General features: G+C 58.7%; 17 protein-coding genes. 12 read left to right on the top strand and 5 right to left on the bottom strand.

What is annotated here, in order from left to right; all coding sequences use genetic code 11:
• The 4 genes from AC1DVF_RS26975 to AC1DVF_RS26960 form a co-directional block, all read left to right on the top strand.
• A partial coding sequence (locus tag AC1DVF_RS26975) for an SEC-C metal-binding domain-containing protein (RefSeq protein WP_477783436.1) occupies positions 1 to 459 on the top strand: 459 nt, incomplete at its 5' end.
• Positions 460 to 581: 122 nt separating this feature from the next.
• On the top strand, positions 582 to 1,799 hold the full coding sequence (gene argJ, locus AC1DVF_RS26970; protein ID WP_194933612.1) for a bifunctional glutamate N-acetyltransferase/amino-acid acetyltransferase ArgJ: 1,218 nt from the start codon (positions 582 to 584) through the stop codon (positions 1,797 to 1,799).
• A 179-nt stretch (positions 1,800 to 1,978) separates the two neighbouring features.
• Complete coding sequence (locus AC1DVF_RS26965) at positions 1,979 to 2,611, top strand: glutathione S-transferase family protein (RefSeq protein ID WP_099757016.1); 633 nt, start codon at positions 1,979 to 1,981, stop codon at positions 2,609 to 2,611.
• A complete protein-coding gene (locus AC1DVF_RS26960) occupies positions 2,608 to 3,555 on the top strand; it encodes a Nudix family hydrolase (RefSeq protein WP_477783435.1) in 948 nt (315 codons plus the stop codon). The genes AC1DVF_RS26965 and AC1DVF_RS26960 overlap by 4 nt, the downstream gene beginning before the upstream one ends.
• Positions 3,556 to 3,668: 113 nt before the next feature.
• Here AC1DVF_RS26960 and AC1DVF_RS26955 read toward each other — a convergent pair whose 3' ends face one another.
• The 3 genes from AC1DVF_RS26955 to AC1DVF_RS26945 are packed head-to-tail and all read right to left on the bottom strand — an operon-like array spanning position 3,669 to position 7,256.
• On the bottom strand, positions 3,669 to 4,253 hold the full coding sequence (locus AC1DVF_RS26955) for a cob(I)yrinic acid a,c-diamide adenosyltransferase (RefSeq protein ID WP_477783434.1): 585 nt from the start codon (positions 4,251 to 4,253) through the stop codon (positions 3,669 to 3,671).
• A gap of 3 nt (positions 4,254 to 4,256) precedes the next feature.
• On the bottom strand, positions 4,257 to 6,293 hold the full coding sequence (locus tag AC1DVF_RS26950; protein WP_477783433.1) for a sensor histidine kinase: 2,037 nt from the start codon (positions 6,291 to 6,293) through the stop codon (positions 4,257 to 4,259).
• A 45-nt stretch (positions 6,294 to 6,338) separates the two neighbouring features.
• Positions 6,339 to 7,256, bottom strand: a complete 918-nt coding sequence (locus AC1DVF_RS26945; protein ID WP_460092036.1) for a putative 2-dehydropantoate 2-reductase — start codon at positions 7,254 to 7,256, stop codon at positions 6,339 to 6,341.
• Between the two features lie 140 nt (positions 7,257 to 7,396).
• Between AC1DVF_RS26945 and AC1DVF_RS26940 the strand changes: the two genes are divergently transcribed.
• Both AC1DVF_RS26940 and AC1DVF_RS26935 read left to right on the top strand, forming a co-directional pair.
• Positions 7,397 to 7,882, top strand: a complete 486-nt coding sequence (locus tag AC1DVF_RS26940) for a YajQ family cyclic di-GMP-binding protein (RefSeq protein ID WP_007912755.1) — start codon at positions 7,397 to 7,399, stop codon at positions 7,880 to 7,882.
• A gap of 181 nt (positions 7,883 to 8,063) precedes the next feature.
• Positions 8,064 to 8,906: a mechanosensitive ion channel family protein gene (locus AC1DVF_RS26935; RefSeq protein ID WP_034153426.1), complete on the top strand. Its 843-nt coding sequence runs from the start codon at positions 8,064 to 8,066 to the stop codon at positions 8,904 to 8,906.
• A gap of 117 nt (positions 8,907 to 9,023) precedes the next feature.
• Here AC1DVF_RS26935 and AC1DVF_RS26930 read toward each other — a convergent pair whose 3' ends face one another.
• Positions 9,024 to 10,388 carry an OprD family porin gene (locus tag AC1DVF_RS26930; protein WP_477783432.1) on the bottom strand — a complete coding sequence of 455 codons (1,365 nt, stop codon included), beginning with the start codon at positions 10,386 to 10,388 and terminating at the stop codon, positions 9,024 to 9,026.
• An 891-nt stretch (positions 10,389 to 11,279) separates the two neighbouring features.
• Between AC1DVF_RS26930 and AC1DVF_RS26925 the strand changes: the two genes are divergently transcribed.
• Entirely contained in the window at positions 11,280 to 11,705 is a 426-nt protein-coding gene (locus AC1DVF_RS26925) for an HIT domain-containing protein (RefSeq protein WP_093430702.1), read from the top strand.
• Positions 11,706 to 11,708: 3 nt separating this feature from the next.
• Positions 11,709 to 11,915, top strand: a complete 207-nt coding sequence (locus tag AC1DVF_RS26920; RefSeq protein WP_093430493.1) for a SlyX family protein — start codon at positions 11,709 to 11,711, stop codon at positions 11,913 to 11,915.
• Positions 11,916 to 11,997: 82 nt separating this feature from the next.
• On the opposite strand, the gene AC1DVF_RS26915 is transcribed toward AC1DVF_RS26920, so the two are convergent.
• Complete coding sequence (locus AC1DVF_RS26915) at positions 11,998 to 12,600, bottom strand: cold-shock protein (protein ID WP_007912746.1); 603 nt, start codon at positions 12,598 to 12,600, stop codon at positions 11,998 to 12,000.
• A gap of 311 nt (positions 12,601 to 12,911) precedes the next feature.
• Here AC1DVF_RS26915 and AC1DVF_RS26910 point away from each other — a divergent pair, with 311 nt between their 5' ends.
• The 4 genes from AC1DVF_RS26910 to aspS form a co-directional block, all read left to right on the top strand.
• A complete protein-coding gene (locus AC1DVF_RS26910; RefSeq protein WP_038366640.1) occupies positions 12,912 to 13,382 on the top strand; it encodes a Dps family protein in 471 nt (156 codons plus the stop codon).
• Positions 13,383 to 13,566: 184 nt separating this feature from the next.
• Positions 13,567 to 13,905 carry a ribbon-helix-helix domain-containing protein gene (locus AC1DVF_RS26905; RefSeq protein ID WP_093430492.1) on the top strand — a complete coding sequence of 113 codons (339 nt, stop codon included), beginning with the start codon at positions 13,567 to 13,569 and terminating at the stop codon, positions 13,903 to 13,905.
• A 131-nt stretch (positions 13,906 to 14,036) separates the two neighbouring features.
• Positions 14,037 to 14,258: an FmdB family zinc ribbon protein gene (locus AC1DVF_RS26900; RefSeq protein ID WP_093430491.1), complete on the top strand. Its 222-nt coding sequence runs from the start codon at positions 14,037 to 14,039 to the stop codon at positions 14,256 to 14,258.
• 100 nt (positions 14,259 to 14,358) lie between these two features.
• On the top strand, positions 14,359 to 16,087 hold a 1,729-nt coding region (gene aspS / locus AC1DVF_RS26895), incomplete at its 3' end, for an aspartate--tRNA ligase (RefSeq protein WP_477783431.1).

The following is a 16,087-nucleotide window of genomic DNA, read 5'->3' as shown; positions in this document are numbered from 1 at the left end:
CGCTCGTTCGAGAAGCAAATCGTACTGCGCGTGCTGGACGACCTGTGGAAAGACCACCTGTCGACCATGGATCACCTGCGTCACGGTATCCACCTGCGTGGCTACGCGCAGAAGAACCCGAAGCAGGAATACAAGCGCGAGTCGTTCACGCTGTTCTCCGAACTGCTCGACTCGATCAAGCGCGACTCGATCCGTGTGCTGTCGCACGTTCAGGTGCGCCGCGAAGATCCGGAAGCCGAAGAGCAACGTCTGCGTCAGGAAGCCGAAGCACTGGCCGCCCGCATGCAGTTCGAACACGCCGAGGCCCCTGGTCTGGAGCAACCGGAAGTACTGGGTGAAGAGGTCGATGTGGCCCTCGCCACGGCGCCGGTTCGCAACGAGCAGAAGCTGGGCCGCAACGAACTGTGCTACTGCGGTTCGGGCAAGAAATTCAAGCATTGCCACGGGCAGATCCAGTAAACCCCGTTTCAACTGCTGAAATACCCGCGCCGCGACCGGCTCCTGCCGTCGCGGCGTTTTGCCATTTAAACCACCGTCGCTGCGAGTGACGGTGCTGACATCATTGAGTAAGGAGCGCATTCATGGCTGTTGGTCTTGGTCCTTTGCCAACGTTGCACCCGGTTGCCGGTTTTGAACTCGGTATCGCCTCGGCCGGCATCAAGCGCCCCGGGCGCAAAGATGTCGTTGTGATGCGCTGCGCCGAAGGCTCGACCGTGGCGGGCGTGTTCACCTTGAACGCATTTTGCGCGGCTCCGGTGATCCTGGCGAAAAAACGCGTGCAGAACGCCGTGCGTTATTTGCTGACCAACACTGGCAATGCCAACGCCGGTACCGGCGAGCCTGGCCTGGCCGCCGCTGAACGTACCACTGCCAAACTGGCCGAGCTGACTGGCGTTGATGCCAGCCAGATTCTGCCGTACTCCACCGGTGTGATCGGCGAGCCGCTGCCGGTCGAGAAGATCGAAGGCGCGCTGCAAGCCGCACTGGATGATCTGTCGGAAAACAACTGGGAAGCCGCTGCCACCGGGATCATGACCACCGATACCCTGCCGAAGGGCGCCAGCCGCCAGTTCGAGCATGACGGCGTGACCATCACCGTGACCGGCATCAGCAAAGGCGCGGGCATGATCCGTCCGAACATGGCGACCATGCTCGGCTACATCGCCACTGACGCCAAAGTCTCCCGCGACGTCCTGCACAGCTTGATGCTCGACGGTGCCAACAAGTCGTTCAACCGCATCACCATCGACGGCGACACCTCGACCAACGACTGCTGCATGCTGATTGCTACCGGTAAGGCTGCACTGCCGGAAATCACCCGCGCCGAAGGCGAGTTGTTCGCCAAGTTGAAGCAAGCGGTGTTCGAAGTGTGCATGGACGTGGCCCAGGCCATCGTGCGTGACGGCGAAGGCGCAACCAAGTTCGTCACCGTTGAAGTGAATGGCGGCGGCAACCATCAGGAATGCCTCGACGTCGGCTACACCGTGGCGCACTCGCCGCTGATCAAGACCGCGCTGTTCGCCTCTGACCCGAACTGGGGCCGGATTCTGGCTGCCGTCGGCCGCGCCGGCGTGCCGGACCTGGACGTGAGCAAGATCGACGTATTCCTCGGCGACGTGTGCATTGCCAGCCGTGGCGCCCGTGCGGCGACCTACACTGAAGCGCAAGGCTCGGCGGTGATGCAGCAGGAAGAAATCACCATCCGTATCGAGCTGGGTCGTGGCGATTGCAGCGAAACCATCTGGACCACTGACCTGTCGCATGAATACGTGAAGATCAACGCTGAATACCGTACTTGATCCAAAAGGTGGGGGCGGGCTGTCGGCCTCTTCGCGAGCAAGCTCGCTCCCACAGTGGTTTCGGCCGTTCACACATGCTGTGTACACCCAAGAACCTGTGGGAGCGAGCTTGCTCGCGAAAGCGATGGTTCAGACTCGACAAGTTTAGAAGCTTCCTCTGACGAAAAGGCGCCACACCCATGTCCCTGCACCTGATCATCGGCGACAAACTGCTTTCCTCCTGGTCCCTGCGCGCCGCCCTGGCCGTTGAACTGACCGGCGCACCCTACAGCGAAGAACTGATCAAACTCGGCAAGCCCGACACCCGCGCGCTGCTGCTCAAGCACTCGCCGACTGCCAAGGTCCCGCTGCTGCAAACCTCGCGCGGCACCATCGCTGACTCATTAGCCATCGCCGAGTACCTCGCCGAGCAGTTTCCGTCCGAGCAACTCTGGCCGACAGATATATTCGCCCGTGCCCAGGCGCGATCCGCCTGCGCCCAAATGCACAGCGGCTTTTTCGCCATGCGCAATCATATGCCGTTCAATCTCAACCATGACGCGCCGCTGAACCCGGTGCCGCCAGAAGTGAAGGTCGACATCGAACGCATGCTCGCACTGTGGGCCGAATGCCGCGCCGCCGCGACCGAGAGCGGGCCGTACCTGTTTGGTCGGGTGAGTCTGGCCGATGCCTTCTTCGCGCCGATTGCCGTGCGTTTGCGCACCTATCAGGTGACGCTGCCGGCCGCCGACGAAGCCTATGTTGAAACCGTCTACCAATGGCCCGCCTTCAAGGCATGGCAGAAGGCTGGACTGGAGGAGTTGAATCCGTGAAACGTGTACACGTCGCCGCTGCGGTCATTCGTGACAACAGTGGCAAAATCCTCATCGCCCGCCGCGCCGACACGCAACATCAGGGCGGTCTTTGGGAATTCCCCGGCGGCAAGGTCGAGGCTGACGAAACAGTTGAAACCGCGCTGACTCGTGAGTTGCATGAGGAGTTGGGCATCGTCGTTGGCGCCGCTCGACCGCTGATCAAAGTGCGTCACGATTACCCGGACAAGCAGGTTTTGCTGGATGTCTGGGACGTGTCGGACTTCAGCGGCGAACCTCACGGTGCCGAAGGCCAGCCGTTGGCCTGGGTCACTGCGAAAGAACTGGCGAACTACGAGTTTCCGGCTGCCAACCAGCCGATCGTTGCCGCCGCGCGTTTGCCTGCGGAGTACTTGATTACGCCGGAGGAACTGGAAACGCCGGCGTTGCTGCGCGGTATCCAGAAGGCGATTGCCGGCGGGGTCAAACTGATCCAGCTGCGCGCACCGAACGGCTATGACCCCAAGTATCGCGATCTGGCGGTCGATGCGGCCGGGCTGTGTGCGGGCAAGGCGCAACTGATGATCAAGGGGCCGTTCGAATGGCTCGGTGATTTCCCCTCTGCCGGTTGGCACATCACCTCAGCACAGCTGCGCAAATACGCGGCGGCGGGGCGCCCGTTACCAGCGGAACGCTGGCTCGCGGCGTCGTGCCACAACGCTGAAGAACTGGCGTTGGCCGAGCAGATGGGCGTGGATTTCGTCACGCTGTCGCCAGTGCAGCCGACCTTGACCCACCCGGATGCACAGCCGTTGGGCTGGGAGCAGGCTGAGGCGTTGATCGAAGGCTTCAGCAAGCCGGTGTTTCTGTTGGGCGGGGTTGGCCCGGCGGAGCGCGAAAAAGCCTGGGGCGTGGGTGCGCAAGGCGTGGCGGGGATTCGCGCGTTCTGGCCTGATTCTCTGTAAAGGCTGYTGACCTCTTCGCGAGCAAGCTCACTCCCACATTTGACTGCATTCCAACTGGATGAACCCAATCAACTGTGGGAGCGAGCTTGCTCGCGAAGGCGGCCTGTCAGGCACTACTTTTCTGCAGGTTTTGCCGCCGGTTGCCAAAGAATCTCCGCAACCCCCTGCCGCCGCGCAATCAACCGTGCCGCCACAAACAACAAATCCGACAACCGATTGATATACGCCAGGCCAACCCCGGCCAATGGTTCCAGCGCATTCAAATGCTGACAACGCCGCTCGGCACTCCTGGCCAGACTCCGGCACACATGCGCCTGCGCAATCAGCATCGACCCACCCGGAAGAATGAAATTCTCCAGCGGCCCCAGCTCTTCATTCCACACATCGATCGCCGTTTCCAGGCGTTCGATTTCCGCCGCATTCAGCGCCTGATACGCCGGCATGGCCAGCTCGCCACCGAGATCAAACAAGCGATGCTGACAAGGCGCCAACACTTCAATCAGTTCATCCAGCCGCGGACACGCCTCGCGCTCGGCAATCAACCCGGCCAGCAACACGCCGACCTGACTGTTCAGCGTATCGACTTCGCCAATCGCCTCGATGCGCGGGTGGTCCTTGGGCACGCGGCGGCCATCGCCCAGGCCGGTTTCGCCTTTGTCACCGGTGCGGGTATAGATTTTCGACAGGCGAAAGCCCATGGGTTACCTCGATAATTGATTGGTTTCGGCAGCGATGGGCAGCGGTGGCGTCAACGGCAGACGCAGGGTGAAACAGGTGCCCTGGCCCGGTGCTGACTGCACCTCCATCTGCCCTTTGTGGTTGTTGGTGATGATGAAGTAAGACACCGACAAGCCAAGCCCGGTGCCCTGGCCGATTTCCTTGGTGGTGAAGAACGGCTCGAAGGTGCGTTTGCGCACGCTCTCGCTCATGCCGATGCCGTTATCCTCGACCTGAATTTCGGCCCACGGCGGATTGAGCCTGGTGCGCAGAATGATTCGCCCCGGCTCGCTGTCGTCTTCACGCTGGTGAATAGCCTGTGCGGCGTTTTTCAACAGGTTGAGCAGCACTTGCTCAAGTTCGTTGGCGGTGCCCGGGACCGGGCCGAGCGCCGGGTCGAACTGACGGATGATCGCCTGGCCCTTGAAGTCGAAGCCGATGGCCAGGTCGAAGTCGTTGCCGGCGATTTCCACGGCTTGATCGATCAGTGCTGGCAGATCGCACGGCGCCATTTGCCGGGTACTGCGACGGCTGAAGCTGAGCATGTGGGTGACGATTTTCGCCGCGCGAGCGCCGGCCTGTTGAATGCCATCGAGCAGTTGCGGCACTTCGCGACCTTGCAGATAGCGGTTCACCGTGTCCAGTTCAATGCCCAGTTGCTCGGCGGTTTCGAGGTTCTTCGGCAGGTCGGCGGACAGGCGTCGACGGATGTTCTGCACGTTGTGCAGGATCGCACCCAGCGGGTTGTTGATTTCGTGGGCCATGCCGGCGGCGAGGCCACCGACCGAGAGCATTTTTTCCGACTGCACCATCATTTCTTCCAGCGACAGACGCTGGGTGATGTCGTCGATGCGGATCACCACACCACGCCCAGCGCCACCCATCAATGGATAGAAGGTCAGCGCGTAATGCTTCGGTTCTTCATCCTTGAACCAGGTTACCCGCTCGATTTTCGCTACGGTGTGCTGCTCGACAGTCTGCTTGAGTTGCGGCAGAAATGGCTTGAGCGGTTCGAAGGCAAGAAAGATCGGCTGGTTAAGTGCTTCGTCCAGCCGAGTGCCGGAAAGGGCGCTGGCCTCCTGATTCCACTGGGTGACGTAGAGCTGCTCGTCGAGGGCGATCAGTGCCGAGGGCATTGAGTCGATGATGCTGTTGAGGTAGTTCTGGAAACCGGTGAGTTTCTTTTCGATCTTGCTGCGCACCTGCACTTCCAGTTCCAGTTTGCGATTGGTGTGGCGGGTTTCCTCAGCCAGGCCCTGAGCCTGATCGTAAGCCGCTTGTGAGTCGTCGCGGGCGCGCTTGAGTTGCTGTTCGCGGGCTTCGATGCGCGAGAGCATGGTGTTGAACGCCTCGGCGAGGCTGCCGATCTCGTCATGATTGCCGCGCGAGGCGCGCAGGGCGTAGTTTTCTTCGCGGGTGACCTGGCGCGACAATTCCTCAAGCTGATGAATCGGCCGGGTGATCAGGCGTTTGATCTGCCGGGCAATCACCAGCCACAGCAGCACGCTGAAAATCAGGATACCGAGGCTCGCGGTCAGCGTGCCAGTGTAGAACGCCATCGGCAGCTCGCTGCTGGCCACCAGCAACAGATGGCCTGGCGCGGTGCCGGGGCGGGGCAGGGTGATCAACTGGTTGCTGCGAAACTCGGTCAGTTGCCACGCTTCGATGTGCCGATAGCGTTCTGGCAGGCTGAGTTTGTCGCCGCGCTGGACTTGCGCCAGCCGTTCGCCCTTGCCGTCATAAAGGGCGGCGGCGCGCAGCGGTGAGTAACTGTCGAGTTCCTTGAGCAGACGCTCGGCGCTTTGCGGTGATTGCAGCGCTTCGCTGACCAGGCTCGGGTTGGAAATCAGTCGGCCGATGGTCTGCAAGGCCTGTGGTGCCATGCTTTCCTGAGAGATGTAATAGGCGGCACTGATAAATGTCAGGTTGGCGACCAGCAATACAGTGGTCAACAGCACCAGGAGGGCGGCCAGCAGTTTCTGGCCGACCGGCAGGTTTTCGAGACGCTGGCGCAATGGCATCAGGTTTATCGCAACAAAGGAACAAGTGGCCAGCGTAGCCGCTGCTCAGTCGCTGGGCAATCCGAGGCTGTGCAGATGAGCGACCAGTCGTTGCTGCAATCGATTGAGGTGCGGCAGGTTCAACTGGTGGCGCGTGGCGACTTTGCAGGCGTGGCCCAACAGATAGCTGATTTCGGTGCGGCGCTGGTTGGCGACGTCCTGATACATCGACGAGTAATTGGCAGCCGTAGCGTGGATCACCCGTTCGACTTCCTGTTGCAGGTTGTCGGCGGCGGCGGGTTGGCCGCAGCGCTCGAGCAATTCGGCGAGTTCGGCGCACAGGGTGGCGACTTCGCAATGGTGCTCCTGCAAGCCACCGTTGCGGCAATGGTGCAGCACGGTCAGCGGATTGATCGCGCAGTTGAGCGCCAGTTTGCGCCACAACCGCGTAAGGATATCGGTGCTCCATTCGTGGGGGATCTTTGCCGCGTCCAGATCGTCCAGCCAGATCGGCGCGACCGGATGGCCCGCGTCGCCCAGCCAAGTGAATCCGTGACCGGCGAACACCACACGCCAGTCGCCATCGCGAAAGGCACCCTCGGTGCTTGAAGCGCTGATGCAGCGTGCCAGCGGCACACGGTTGGCGACGGCGTCCTGACTGCCGAGGCCGTTTTGCAGGAGGATCAGTTCGGCGTCCGCAGTCAGCCGTGGGGCGAGGCGGGCGACGGCGCTTTCGGCGTCGTAGGCTTTGCAGGCCACCAGCAAACGGCGGATCGGCTCGGGGCTGTCGGGTGTTTCCCCGGGCACGGCATAGGTGCTGGCCTGACCTTGTTCGACCAGCGTCAATCCGCCCACGGCTTCATAGCTGCGCAAGCGCTTGGCGTCACGCACGATCAGCCGGACCGGCAGGCCGGCCCGCGCCAGACGCGTGGCCCACAATGTGCCGAGGCTGCCGGCGCCAAGAACGTGCCAGGGGGTGGCCATCAGTTTTTTGCTCGATTGCGTACAGGCATGTGCGGCTCGCCGTGTCGGTGGGAAAAGACCCGTTATAATGAGCCCGATTTTAACCGCAAGCCAAGCGCGCTCCATCCATATCGAGCGCGCCTTTTTATTGGAGAGATTACATGCCGTCGTTCGACGTGGTATCCGAACTGGACAAACACGAACTCACCAACGCGGTCGAGAACGCCGTGAAGGAACTCGATCGTCGTTATGACCTGAAAGGCAAAGGCAGCTTCGAGTTCAAGGAAAAGGACCTCACCGTCAGCCTGACTGCTGAAGCCGGGTTCCAGCTGGAAGCGATGATCGAAATCCTCAAGCTGGCGCTGGTCAAGCGCAAGATCGACGTGCAGTGCCTTGAGGTCAAGGACGCTTACGCATCGGGCAAACTGATGAAGCAGGACGCGGTACTCAAGGAAGGCATCGACAAGGAACTGGCGAAGAAAATCGTCGGCCACATCAAGGATGCCAAGCTCAAAGTGCAGGCGGCCATTCAGGGCGAGCAAGTACGCGTGACCGGCAAGAAGCGTGATGACCTGCAAGAGGCCATCGCGGCATTGCGTGCCAAAGAGTTCGGCATGCCCCTGCAGTTCAACAACTTCCGCGACTAAGCTCGGTCAGATGATCTGTGGGAGCGAGCCTGCTCGCGAAGGCGGTGTGTCAGTCAACTCATTGCTGAATGACACGGCGCCTTCGCGAGCAGGCTCGCTCCCACATTGTTTTTTGTACACCCGGCGGGTTTCTGCCGCTTATTTTTCGCGTGCCGAATGGCCGGAAATCAGGAGATAGAACATGGATTTGAATGCTGAGGTGGACAACCTGGTCAAGGCGTCCCAGGCGTGGATTCCGATGATCATGGAATACGGCAGCCGCGTGCTGCTGGCAGTGATCACGCTGGCCATCGGCTGGTGGCTGATCAACAAGGTCACGCAAAAACTCGGTGGTCTGCTGGCCCTGCGTAATGCCGATCTGGCGCTGCAAGGCTTTATCAGCAGCCTGGCGAACATCATTCTCAAGGTGCTGCTGATTGTCAGCGTCGCTTCGATGATCGGCGTTGAAACTACCTCCTTCGTTGCTGCGATCGGTGCTGCCGGTCTGGCAATCGGCTTGGCGTTGCAGGGTAGCCTGGCGAACTTCGCTGGTGGCGTGCTGATTCTGCTGTTCCGTCCGTTCCGTATCGGTGACTGGATCGAAGCGCAAGGCGTATCGGGTACGGTCGACAGCATCCAGATTTTCCACACCGTGCTGCGTACTGGCGACAACAAAACCATCATCGTGCCAAACGGCAACCTGTCGAACGGCATCATTACTAACACCAACCGTCAGCCGACTCGCAAGGTCGTATTTGATGTAGGCGTTGATTACGAAGCCGATCTGCAGAAGGCCCGTCAGGTGCTGCTGGATCTGGCCAAGGATGAGCGTGTGTTGCAGGATCCTGCACCTCAGGCCGTGATTTCGACATTGGGCGACAGTTCGATCACTGTTTCCCTGCGTGTGTGGGTTAAAACTGCAGATTACTGGGACGTAATGTTCATGTTTAACGAACAGTCGCGTGATCGTTTGAAGACGGCCGGTATTGATATTCCGTTTCCACAGCGTGTGATTCGTGTGGTACAGGAATCGGCAACACAATGATAGGTTGCTAATTAAATGCCTGACTTGTTGGTCAGGCATTTATTACAAGTGACAGATAACAAAAAAGGCCCATCCGAAGATGGGCCTTTTTCATTCAACCAAACTAACCACTGACGATTACAAGATGTTCAGTGGGTATTCGGTGATCAGACGGAACTCTTTGATATCGCCTTCGCCTTGGTCAGCGTTGGCAGTGTGCCAGGCTTGACGAATGCGGAGGGACAGGTCTTTAGCCGGGCCAGACTGAACAACATACTTGGCTTCGAAGTTGGTTTCGTGGTGTTTGCCATCTTCACCRTACAGCGGAGCGCCAGTGCTGGTGCGGTATTGGCTGTTTGCAGCCAGACCGGTACCGTCAATGTCCCAACCTTTAACGTAACGAACCATGAAGCTCAGGCCTGGAACGCCGTACTCGGCCATTTTCAGGTCGTAACGGGCTTGCACGGATTTCTCGCCAGGACCGTTGAAGTCAGAGTACTGGATGGAGTTGGCGAGGAAGATCGAGTCGCCACCACGGTTGTTTTTACCCACACCGACGTAGTCGAACGGGGTATCGCCGTTGACCTTCTGGAAGGCCAGGGTGAAGGTGTGTGCTTTCAGGAACGACAGCGCGGTTGCCAGGGAGAAGGCAGTGTTGCTGATGTCACCCGCCAGCTTGTCACCGGTGTCGGTGGTGCGGTAGATGTTGAAGTCAGTGTTCAGCGAAGTGTCGCCACCGAATGGAGTGGTGAGGTTCACGTTGGCGTAGTACTGGTTCCAGATGTCTTCCAGTTTGGCGCCGTAGAGCGATGCGCTCAGGTTTTCGGTGATGCCGTATTTGCCACCGAAATAGTCGATGGTCTTGGCTTCCTGGCCTGCGTAGTTAGCGTACAGGCCGCCATCACGGGCGTTTTTGTCCTGGCTGGTCGCCGAGTAGAAGTGACCGGCTTCGAGGTCAAGGTCTTTGACTTCGCTGCTCTGCAGCTGGAAGCCGCTGGCAGATTGAGGAATGACGCGGGAACCACCGACAGCGAACACTGGAGCTGTGCTTGGCTGTTGGTCACCGATTTTCAATTCGGTTTTGGAGATGCGGAATTTAACGGCAGCACCGGCTTTACCTTGGCTGTCGTTAACGTCGTGAGCATAGCCGTTAGCCTTCAGAGTGTCGCTGCGGCTCATGTTGCCAGTGCCGGAAGTGCCGTCACCGCCATCCAGTTTGATCGCCAGGTAACCGAATGCATCGATACCTACGCCGACAGTACCTTGGGTGTAACCGGAGGTGAAATTACCCAGAAAGCCTTGGGTCCAGTCTTTCTGATCATGGCCACCGTCTTTATTGTCGCGGTTGAAGTAGTAGTTCTTCAACGTCTCGGTGAGTTTCGCGTCTTCAACAAAACCTTTGGCTTCTGCCTGGTCACTAACAAACGGGGCGGCCGTAGCCACTTGAGTACTGGCGGCTGCAGCAACTGCCAGTGCGATCATGCTCCACTTCATCACGCGCATCGTGATTTGCTCCTTTGGTTTTAGAAGAGTACTGCCGTCCCACCTGTTTTATTATCTGGGCGGCTCTTTCTTTTTGTGTCGGCGCAAACTTATATCACGCCGACAATGTTGGCGATACTTGCTATTCCAACCTTTCAGCTTCTTTACGACGGTGTCGCAAATGGCGTGGTGGATGTCGCAAATTCACAGTACCGACGCAGCCGGACTGACAACTTTCTCGCTGTTTATGGGCCTTTTTGCATCGGTAAAAAAGAGTCCCTGGCAAAACACTTGAATCTCCATCGGGCAACCCTGCCACTGTTTTTATGGGGCTTAAGGCATCCACTTCCGGTGGTGCGCTTATAGTCCATATGGGTACGAATGCAACAAGCGTGCACAAACCGCAATTTCGTTGCGGTTATTTCTCTGAACACCCGCCTGCGCTTGTGAAAACCTTGTGAAAGCTGGGCTTCAAGCCTGATTTTTTCTGTGCTTGACGCCATTCCTCCTATGGTGTTGCCACACCGAGAAACGCGCGTGACAACCAAAAACGTTACCGGTTCACCCCGCCAGTGAGTATTTGGCGGATGCCCGACGCAGTGAGCGTAGACGCACTGTGCGGTTTTGGTGCAAAAATATTTACAGCTGTTCTGAATTCATACAGCTTGAAGGGGCATGACGCTGCACGTCTCTGCTGATTCTGGTCATTTTTTTGCGCTGAACGTCGATGTTGGTTCCGTGCTGGTGCGTCGAGCTCGCAAATGTCACATCTCGGGGCGTTGGCAGGGCTGCGGGGTTCAGCGTCGTCGTGAAGGCTGGCGCATTCGCAGGTATGCTGCCGTCCTGTCGCTTGGTGCGCTGTCCATCGGGATGGCCGCTAAGCTGAATAATGATCAGCCGGGAGTACGCGCAGTGTTTGCTTTAGATTCACGACTTCAACAGGACACGCTGACGATCGGTGATTTCCCTCTCTGCCGACTGCTGTTGTCCAATGATGCCAATTACCCTTGGTTCATTCTGGTGCCTCGTCGGGACGATATCAGTGAGTTGTTTCAGTTGGATGTCGCCGATCAACAGCAGTTTTGGCAGGAAACCACCGCGCTGGCTGAGCTGCTTAAGGATCTGTTCGATGCCGACAAAATGAACGTCGCGACCTTGGGTAACGTTGTCAGTCAGATGCATATGCATGTGATTGTGCGCAAACGTGACGACGCAGCCTGGCCCGCGCCGGTCTGGGGCAAACACCCGGCCAAGCCTTACAGTACCGAGCAGGTCGCTGCCATTCGCGAACGGTTGCGACTGGTGTTGACCGAGCATTTCAGCTTTGTGGAGGACTGAGTCATGAATCTGGAAGAACGTGTTACCGATCTGGAAAGTCGTCTGGCGTTTCAGGATGACACCATTCAGTCGTTGAACGACGTGCTGGTGGCGCAGCAGCGCGTGGTCGAGCGCCTGCAATTGCAGATGGCGGCGCTGCTCAAGCGTCAGGAAGAGATGGTCGGCCAGTTCGAGTCCTTCGAGGATGAGGCGCCACCGCCACATTACTGAGACAGGACTGAGGCAGACACTTTTCCATCAGGCGTAAAAAAACCGCGAACAGCACGCTGCTCGCGGTTTTTTTATGCCTGGATCAGCGTCGCGGCAGCGCGGCGATCACGTCCTCGGCTTGCAGGCCCTTGTCCCGGTTCATTACCGAGAACTCCACGCGCTGGCCTTCGACCAGGACGCGGTGACCTTCGCCACGGATCGCGCGAAAGTGCACGAAGATATCATCGCCGGAGTCCCGGGAGATAAAGCCGAAGCCTTTGGAGGTGTTGAACCACTTGACGGTACCGGTATCACGATTGGTCATGTCATAGCTGGTTGGAGCAGCAGCCGGTGAAGAACGATAGAAGCTGACGGCCAGGTGCAGGACCACGGCAACCAGCGCGATCACCAGAGTGAACAGCACGGCTGGCTGACCGGCGATGACGGGCATCGGGGCGATCAGGGTCAAAGTTTGCAGGACGACGGTCAGTACCAGCAGCGCGCTGACCAGGTTTTGCAGATGCTGACGAGGGCCTTTGTTCCAGAAAGGAATCACTGGAGCAATCACCAGGTTCAGCAGGCCGAAAAAGGCCAGGTAAAGTGCATCGGGTTGTTGCAGGTAGGGAACGGCTTCGGATTTCAAGCTGGGTATGAACGACAGCAGCAGTGCCGCTGCGCCCATTAGCAGGTGGACGATTTTCAACATTTTGATTGGCTCACGTTTATGACGGCTCACAAGGAAGAGCTGAAGGCGCACGGTTCGCTTCGGAACAAAATAAGAGGCGGTGGACACGTTCACGGCATCAGCCTATGCGCAACGCCCCGAAAAATGGGGCATGGCGACACACTGCCTATTTAACAGCAAAGCCTGCGGCTACTCAAATCAGCCCGGCCAGTGGCATGCGTCGGTCGATTTGTCGCAGCACCTGCACCCGATCCGGGCTGCGGGGTGTCGGCAGGCTTGCTAGAGTGGGTCTGCACCTGTTGGATGAATTCAATCGCCGTTAGGGGGTAAACATGGCAATCGATATCGGTATCAGTGAAGAAGATCGCAAATCCATCGTCGAAGGCTTGTCGCGTCTGCTGTCGGACACCTACGTGCTGTATCTGAAAACCCACAACTTCCACTGGAACGTCACCGGCCCGATGTTTCGTACGCTGCATTTGATGTTCGAAGAGCAATACAACGAGCTGGCGCTGGCCGTGGACTCGATCGCCGAGCGTATTCGCGCATTGGGCTTTCCGGCGCCGGGCGCCTATGCCACGTACGCGCGCCTTTCTTCTATCAAGGAAGAGGTGGGCGTGCCGAGTGCCGAAGACATGATCAAACAATTGGTCGATGGTCAGGAAGCCGTGACCCGCACGGCCCGTGGCATCTTCCCGCTGCTCGACAAGGTTAGCGATGAACCGACCGCAGACCTGCTGACCCAGCGCATGCAGGTTCACGAAAAAACGGCGTGGATGCTGCGCTCGCTGCTGGAAGCGTAATCCCCCGAGCGCGCGGGCCCGCCAGCGGGGCTCGTGCGCTGTCCGCAATCCTACCTGTGTCGTTGGCTTATCCTACGGAGTCGGTCAATAAGTCGTCTGGCTATAACTTTGTGTCTGCGCTTTTATGAAAGCCACAGGATGTGACTTTTCAAACAAGCAGAGATGGCAAAGGAGTGTCACCGATATGGCAGAGGGAGACAGGCGAGGCGACAGGATTGTCGGCTTGCCCCATGAGTTGAAAGTTGATCCGTTCGTCAGCGAGTTCGACATGGCACTGGTTCAGCCATCGTCACGATCTGTGCGTCTGAACGGTTATGCGACCTGCCTGCGGCTGGAGCGGGTCTACTGGAACATCCTCGGCAATATGGCCGCAGATAACTGCTGTTCGATCAGCTCGTTGTTGTCCCACGTTGACCGCGAAGTGCATCTGCGTCACGGCGGGGTGAGAAATTTCAGCGCGCTGGTGCGGGTGGTGTGCGTCATGAACGGCGTCAAGCAGGCAGCAACTGCCGAATCGCTCTGAAACGGCGGTTGCAAACGAGGTCTCGGCCTGTGCAGTCTTACGGCTGCACAGGCCGCATTTAATCGATATAATCCCGCTCTTTCGCCGCAAAGCCCTGCGCGCGGTGGCAATCTGATCGCCGAGACACCCCCATGCCGATGTACGATTACCAATGTGCTTCCTGTGGTCATCAGTTGGAAGCCATTCAAAAGATCAGCGATGCACCGCTGGTCGACTGCCCTGCCTGCCAGGCGCCAGAGCTCAAGAAACAGCTGTCCATGCCAGGCTTCCGCCTCAGCGGCAGCGGTTGGTACGAAACCGATTTCAAGACCGGGACCAAGAAGAATCTGGCCGGTGGTGACAAATCTGACTAGGGTTCAACCCCAGGTTGAACGACACGCGTGAGTTTCCGCATTGCTTTGAAAGCAACGGGATCTCCACCGAATATCGAATGACGAGAAGCGAACCATTATCATGATGCGCAGCCACTATTGCGGCCAACTGAACGAAAGCCTGGAAGGCCAGGAAATTACCCTTTGCGGATGGGTTCACCGTCGCCGCGACCACGGCGGGGTGATTTTCCTCGATATCCGTGATCGTGACGGTCTGGCCCAAGTGGTATTCGATCCGGATCGCGCCGAGAGCTTCGCCGCTGCCGATCGCGTGCGCAGCGAGTACGTCGTGAAGATCACCGGCAAGGTGCGTCTGCGTCCGGCCGGTGCGACCAACGCCAACATGGCGTCGGGCATGATCGAAGTGCTGGGTTATGAACTGGAAGTGCTGAACGAGTCGGAAACTCCGCCGTTCCCGCTGAACGAGTTCTCCGACGTTGGTGAAGAAACCCGTCTGCGTTATCGTTTCCTCGACCTGCGTCGTCCGGAAATGGCCGAGAAGCTGCGTCTGCGCTCGCGCATGACCACCAGCATCCGTCGCTTCCTCGACGAGAACGGCTTCCTCGACGTTGAAACGCCTATCCTGACCCGTGCCACCCCTGAAGGTGCGCGTGACTATCTGGTGCCAAGCCGTACCCACGCCGGTTCGTTCTTCGCCCTGCCGCAATCGCCACAGCTGTTCAAGCAACTGCTGATGGTTGCCGGTTTCGACCGTTACTACCAGATCGCCAAGTGCTTCCGCGACGAAGACCTGCGTGCTGACCGTCAGCCTGAATTCACCCAGATCGACATCGAGACCAGCTTCCTCGATGAAAAAGAGATCATGGGCCTGACCGAAGAAATGATCCGCAACCTGTTCAAGGAAGTGCTGGGTCTGGAATTCGGCGATTTCCCGCACATGACTTTCGAAGAAGCCATGCGCCGCTACGGTTCCGACAAGCCAGACCTGCGTAACCCGCTGGAACTGGTCGACGTTGCCGATCAACTGAAAGAAGTTGAATTCAAGGTGTTCAGCGGCCCGGCCAACGACCCGAAATGCCGTATCGCCGCACTGCGCGTTCCAGGCGGGGCGAGCATGCCACGCAAGCAGATCGACGATTACACCAAGTTCGTCGGCATCTACGGTGCCAAGGGCCTGGCGTACATCAAGGTCAACGAGCGCGCTGCCGGTGTTGACGGTCTGCAATCGCCGATCGTGAAAAACATCCCTGAAGACAAGCTCAACGTGATCCTCGATCGCGTTGGCGCAGTCGATGGCGACATCGTGTTCTTCGGCGCTGACAAGGCCAAGATTGTCAGCGAAGCCTTGGGCGCACTGCGCATCAAGCTCGGTCACGACCTCAAGCTGCTGACCTGCGAGTGGGCGCCAATGTGGGTCGTCGACTTCCCGATGTTCGAAGAAAACGACGACGGCAGCTTCTCCGCGTTGCACCACCCGTTCACCGCGCCGAAGTGCTCTCCTGAAGAGCTGGAAGCCAACCCGGCTGGCGCTCTGTCCCGCGCCTACGACATGGTGCTGAACGGCACCGAGCTGGGTGGCGGTTCGATCCGTATCCACCGCAAGGAAATGCAGCAGGCGGTGTTCCGTCTGCTGGGTATCAATGAAGCGGAACAGGAAGAGAAGTTCGGCTTCCTGCTCGACGCGCTGAAGTACGGTGCTCCGCCGCACGGTGGTCTGGCCTTCGGTCTGGACCGTCTGGTGATGCTGATGACCGGCGCCCAGTCGATCCGTGAAGTGATCGCCTTCCCGAAAACCCAGAGTGCTGCCGACGTCATGACGCAAGCGCCGGGTGTGGTGGATGCCAAGGCAC

The organism is Pseudomonas sp. P4_D7 (assembly GCF_056401755.1).
This window is presented reverse-complemented; position numbering and strand designations above follow the sequence as displayed.

What these genes read in the sequence shown, in the direction of transcription:
- argJ (WP_194933612.1), top strand. Translation starts at nt 582, where the DNA reads ATGGCTGTTGGTCTTGGTCCTTTGCCAACGTTGCACCCGGTTGCCGGT.
- AC1DVF_RS26965 (WP_099757016.1), top strand. Translation starts at nt 1,979, where the DNA reads ATGTCCCTGCACCTGATCATCGGCGACAAACTGCTTTCCTCCTGGTCC.
- AC1DVF_RS26955 (WP_477783434.1), bottom strand. Translation starts at nt 4,253, where the DNA reads ATGGGCTTTCGCCTGTCGAAAATCTATACCCGCACCGGTGACAAAGGC.
- AC1DVF_RS26950 (WP_477783433.1), bottom strand. Translation starts at nt 6,293, where the DNA reads ATGCCATTGCGCCAGCGTCTCGAAAACCTGCCGGTCGGCCAGAAACTG.
- AC1DVF_RS26945 (WP_460092036.1), bottom strand. Translation starts at nt 7,256, where the DNA reads ATGGCCACCCCCTGGCACGTTCTTGGCGCCGGCAGCCTCGGCACATTG.
- AC1DVF_RS26940 (WP_007912755.1), top strand. Translation starts at nt 7,397, where the DNA reads ATGCCGTCGTTCGACGTGGTATCCGAACTGGACAAACACGAACTCACC.
- AC1DVF_RS26935 (WP_034153426.1), top strand. Translation starts at nt 8,064, where the DNA reads ATGGATTTGAATGCTGAGGTGGACAACCTGGTCAAGGCGTCCCAGGCG.
- AC1DVF_RS26920 (WP_093430493.1), top strand. Translation starts at nt 11,709, where the DNA reads ATGAATCTGGAAGAACGTGTTACCGATCTGGAAAGTCGTCTGGCGTTT.
- AC1DVF_RS26915 (WP_007912746.1), bottom strand. Translation starts at nt 12,600, where the DNA reads ATGTTGAAAATCGTCCACCTGCTAATGGGCGCAGCGGCACTGCTGCTG.
- AC1DVF_RS26910 (WP_038366640.1), top strand. Translation starts at nt 12,912, where the DNA reads ATGGCAATCGATATCGGTATCAGTGAAGAAGATCGCAAATCCATCGTC.
- AC1DVF_RS26905 (WP_093430492.1), top strand. Translation starts at nt 13,567, where the DNA reads ATGGCAGAGGGAGACAGGCGAGGCGACAGGATTGTCGGCTTGCCCCAT.
- AC1DVF_RS26900 (WP_093430491.1), top strand. Translation starts at nt 14,037, where the DNA reads ATGCCGATGTACGATTACCAATGTGCTTCCTGTGGTCATCAGTTGGAA.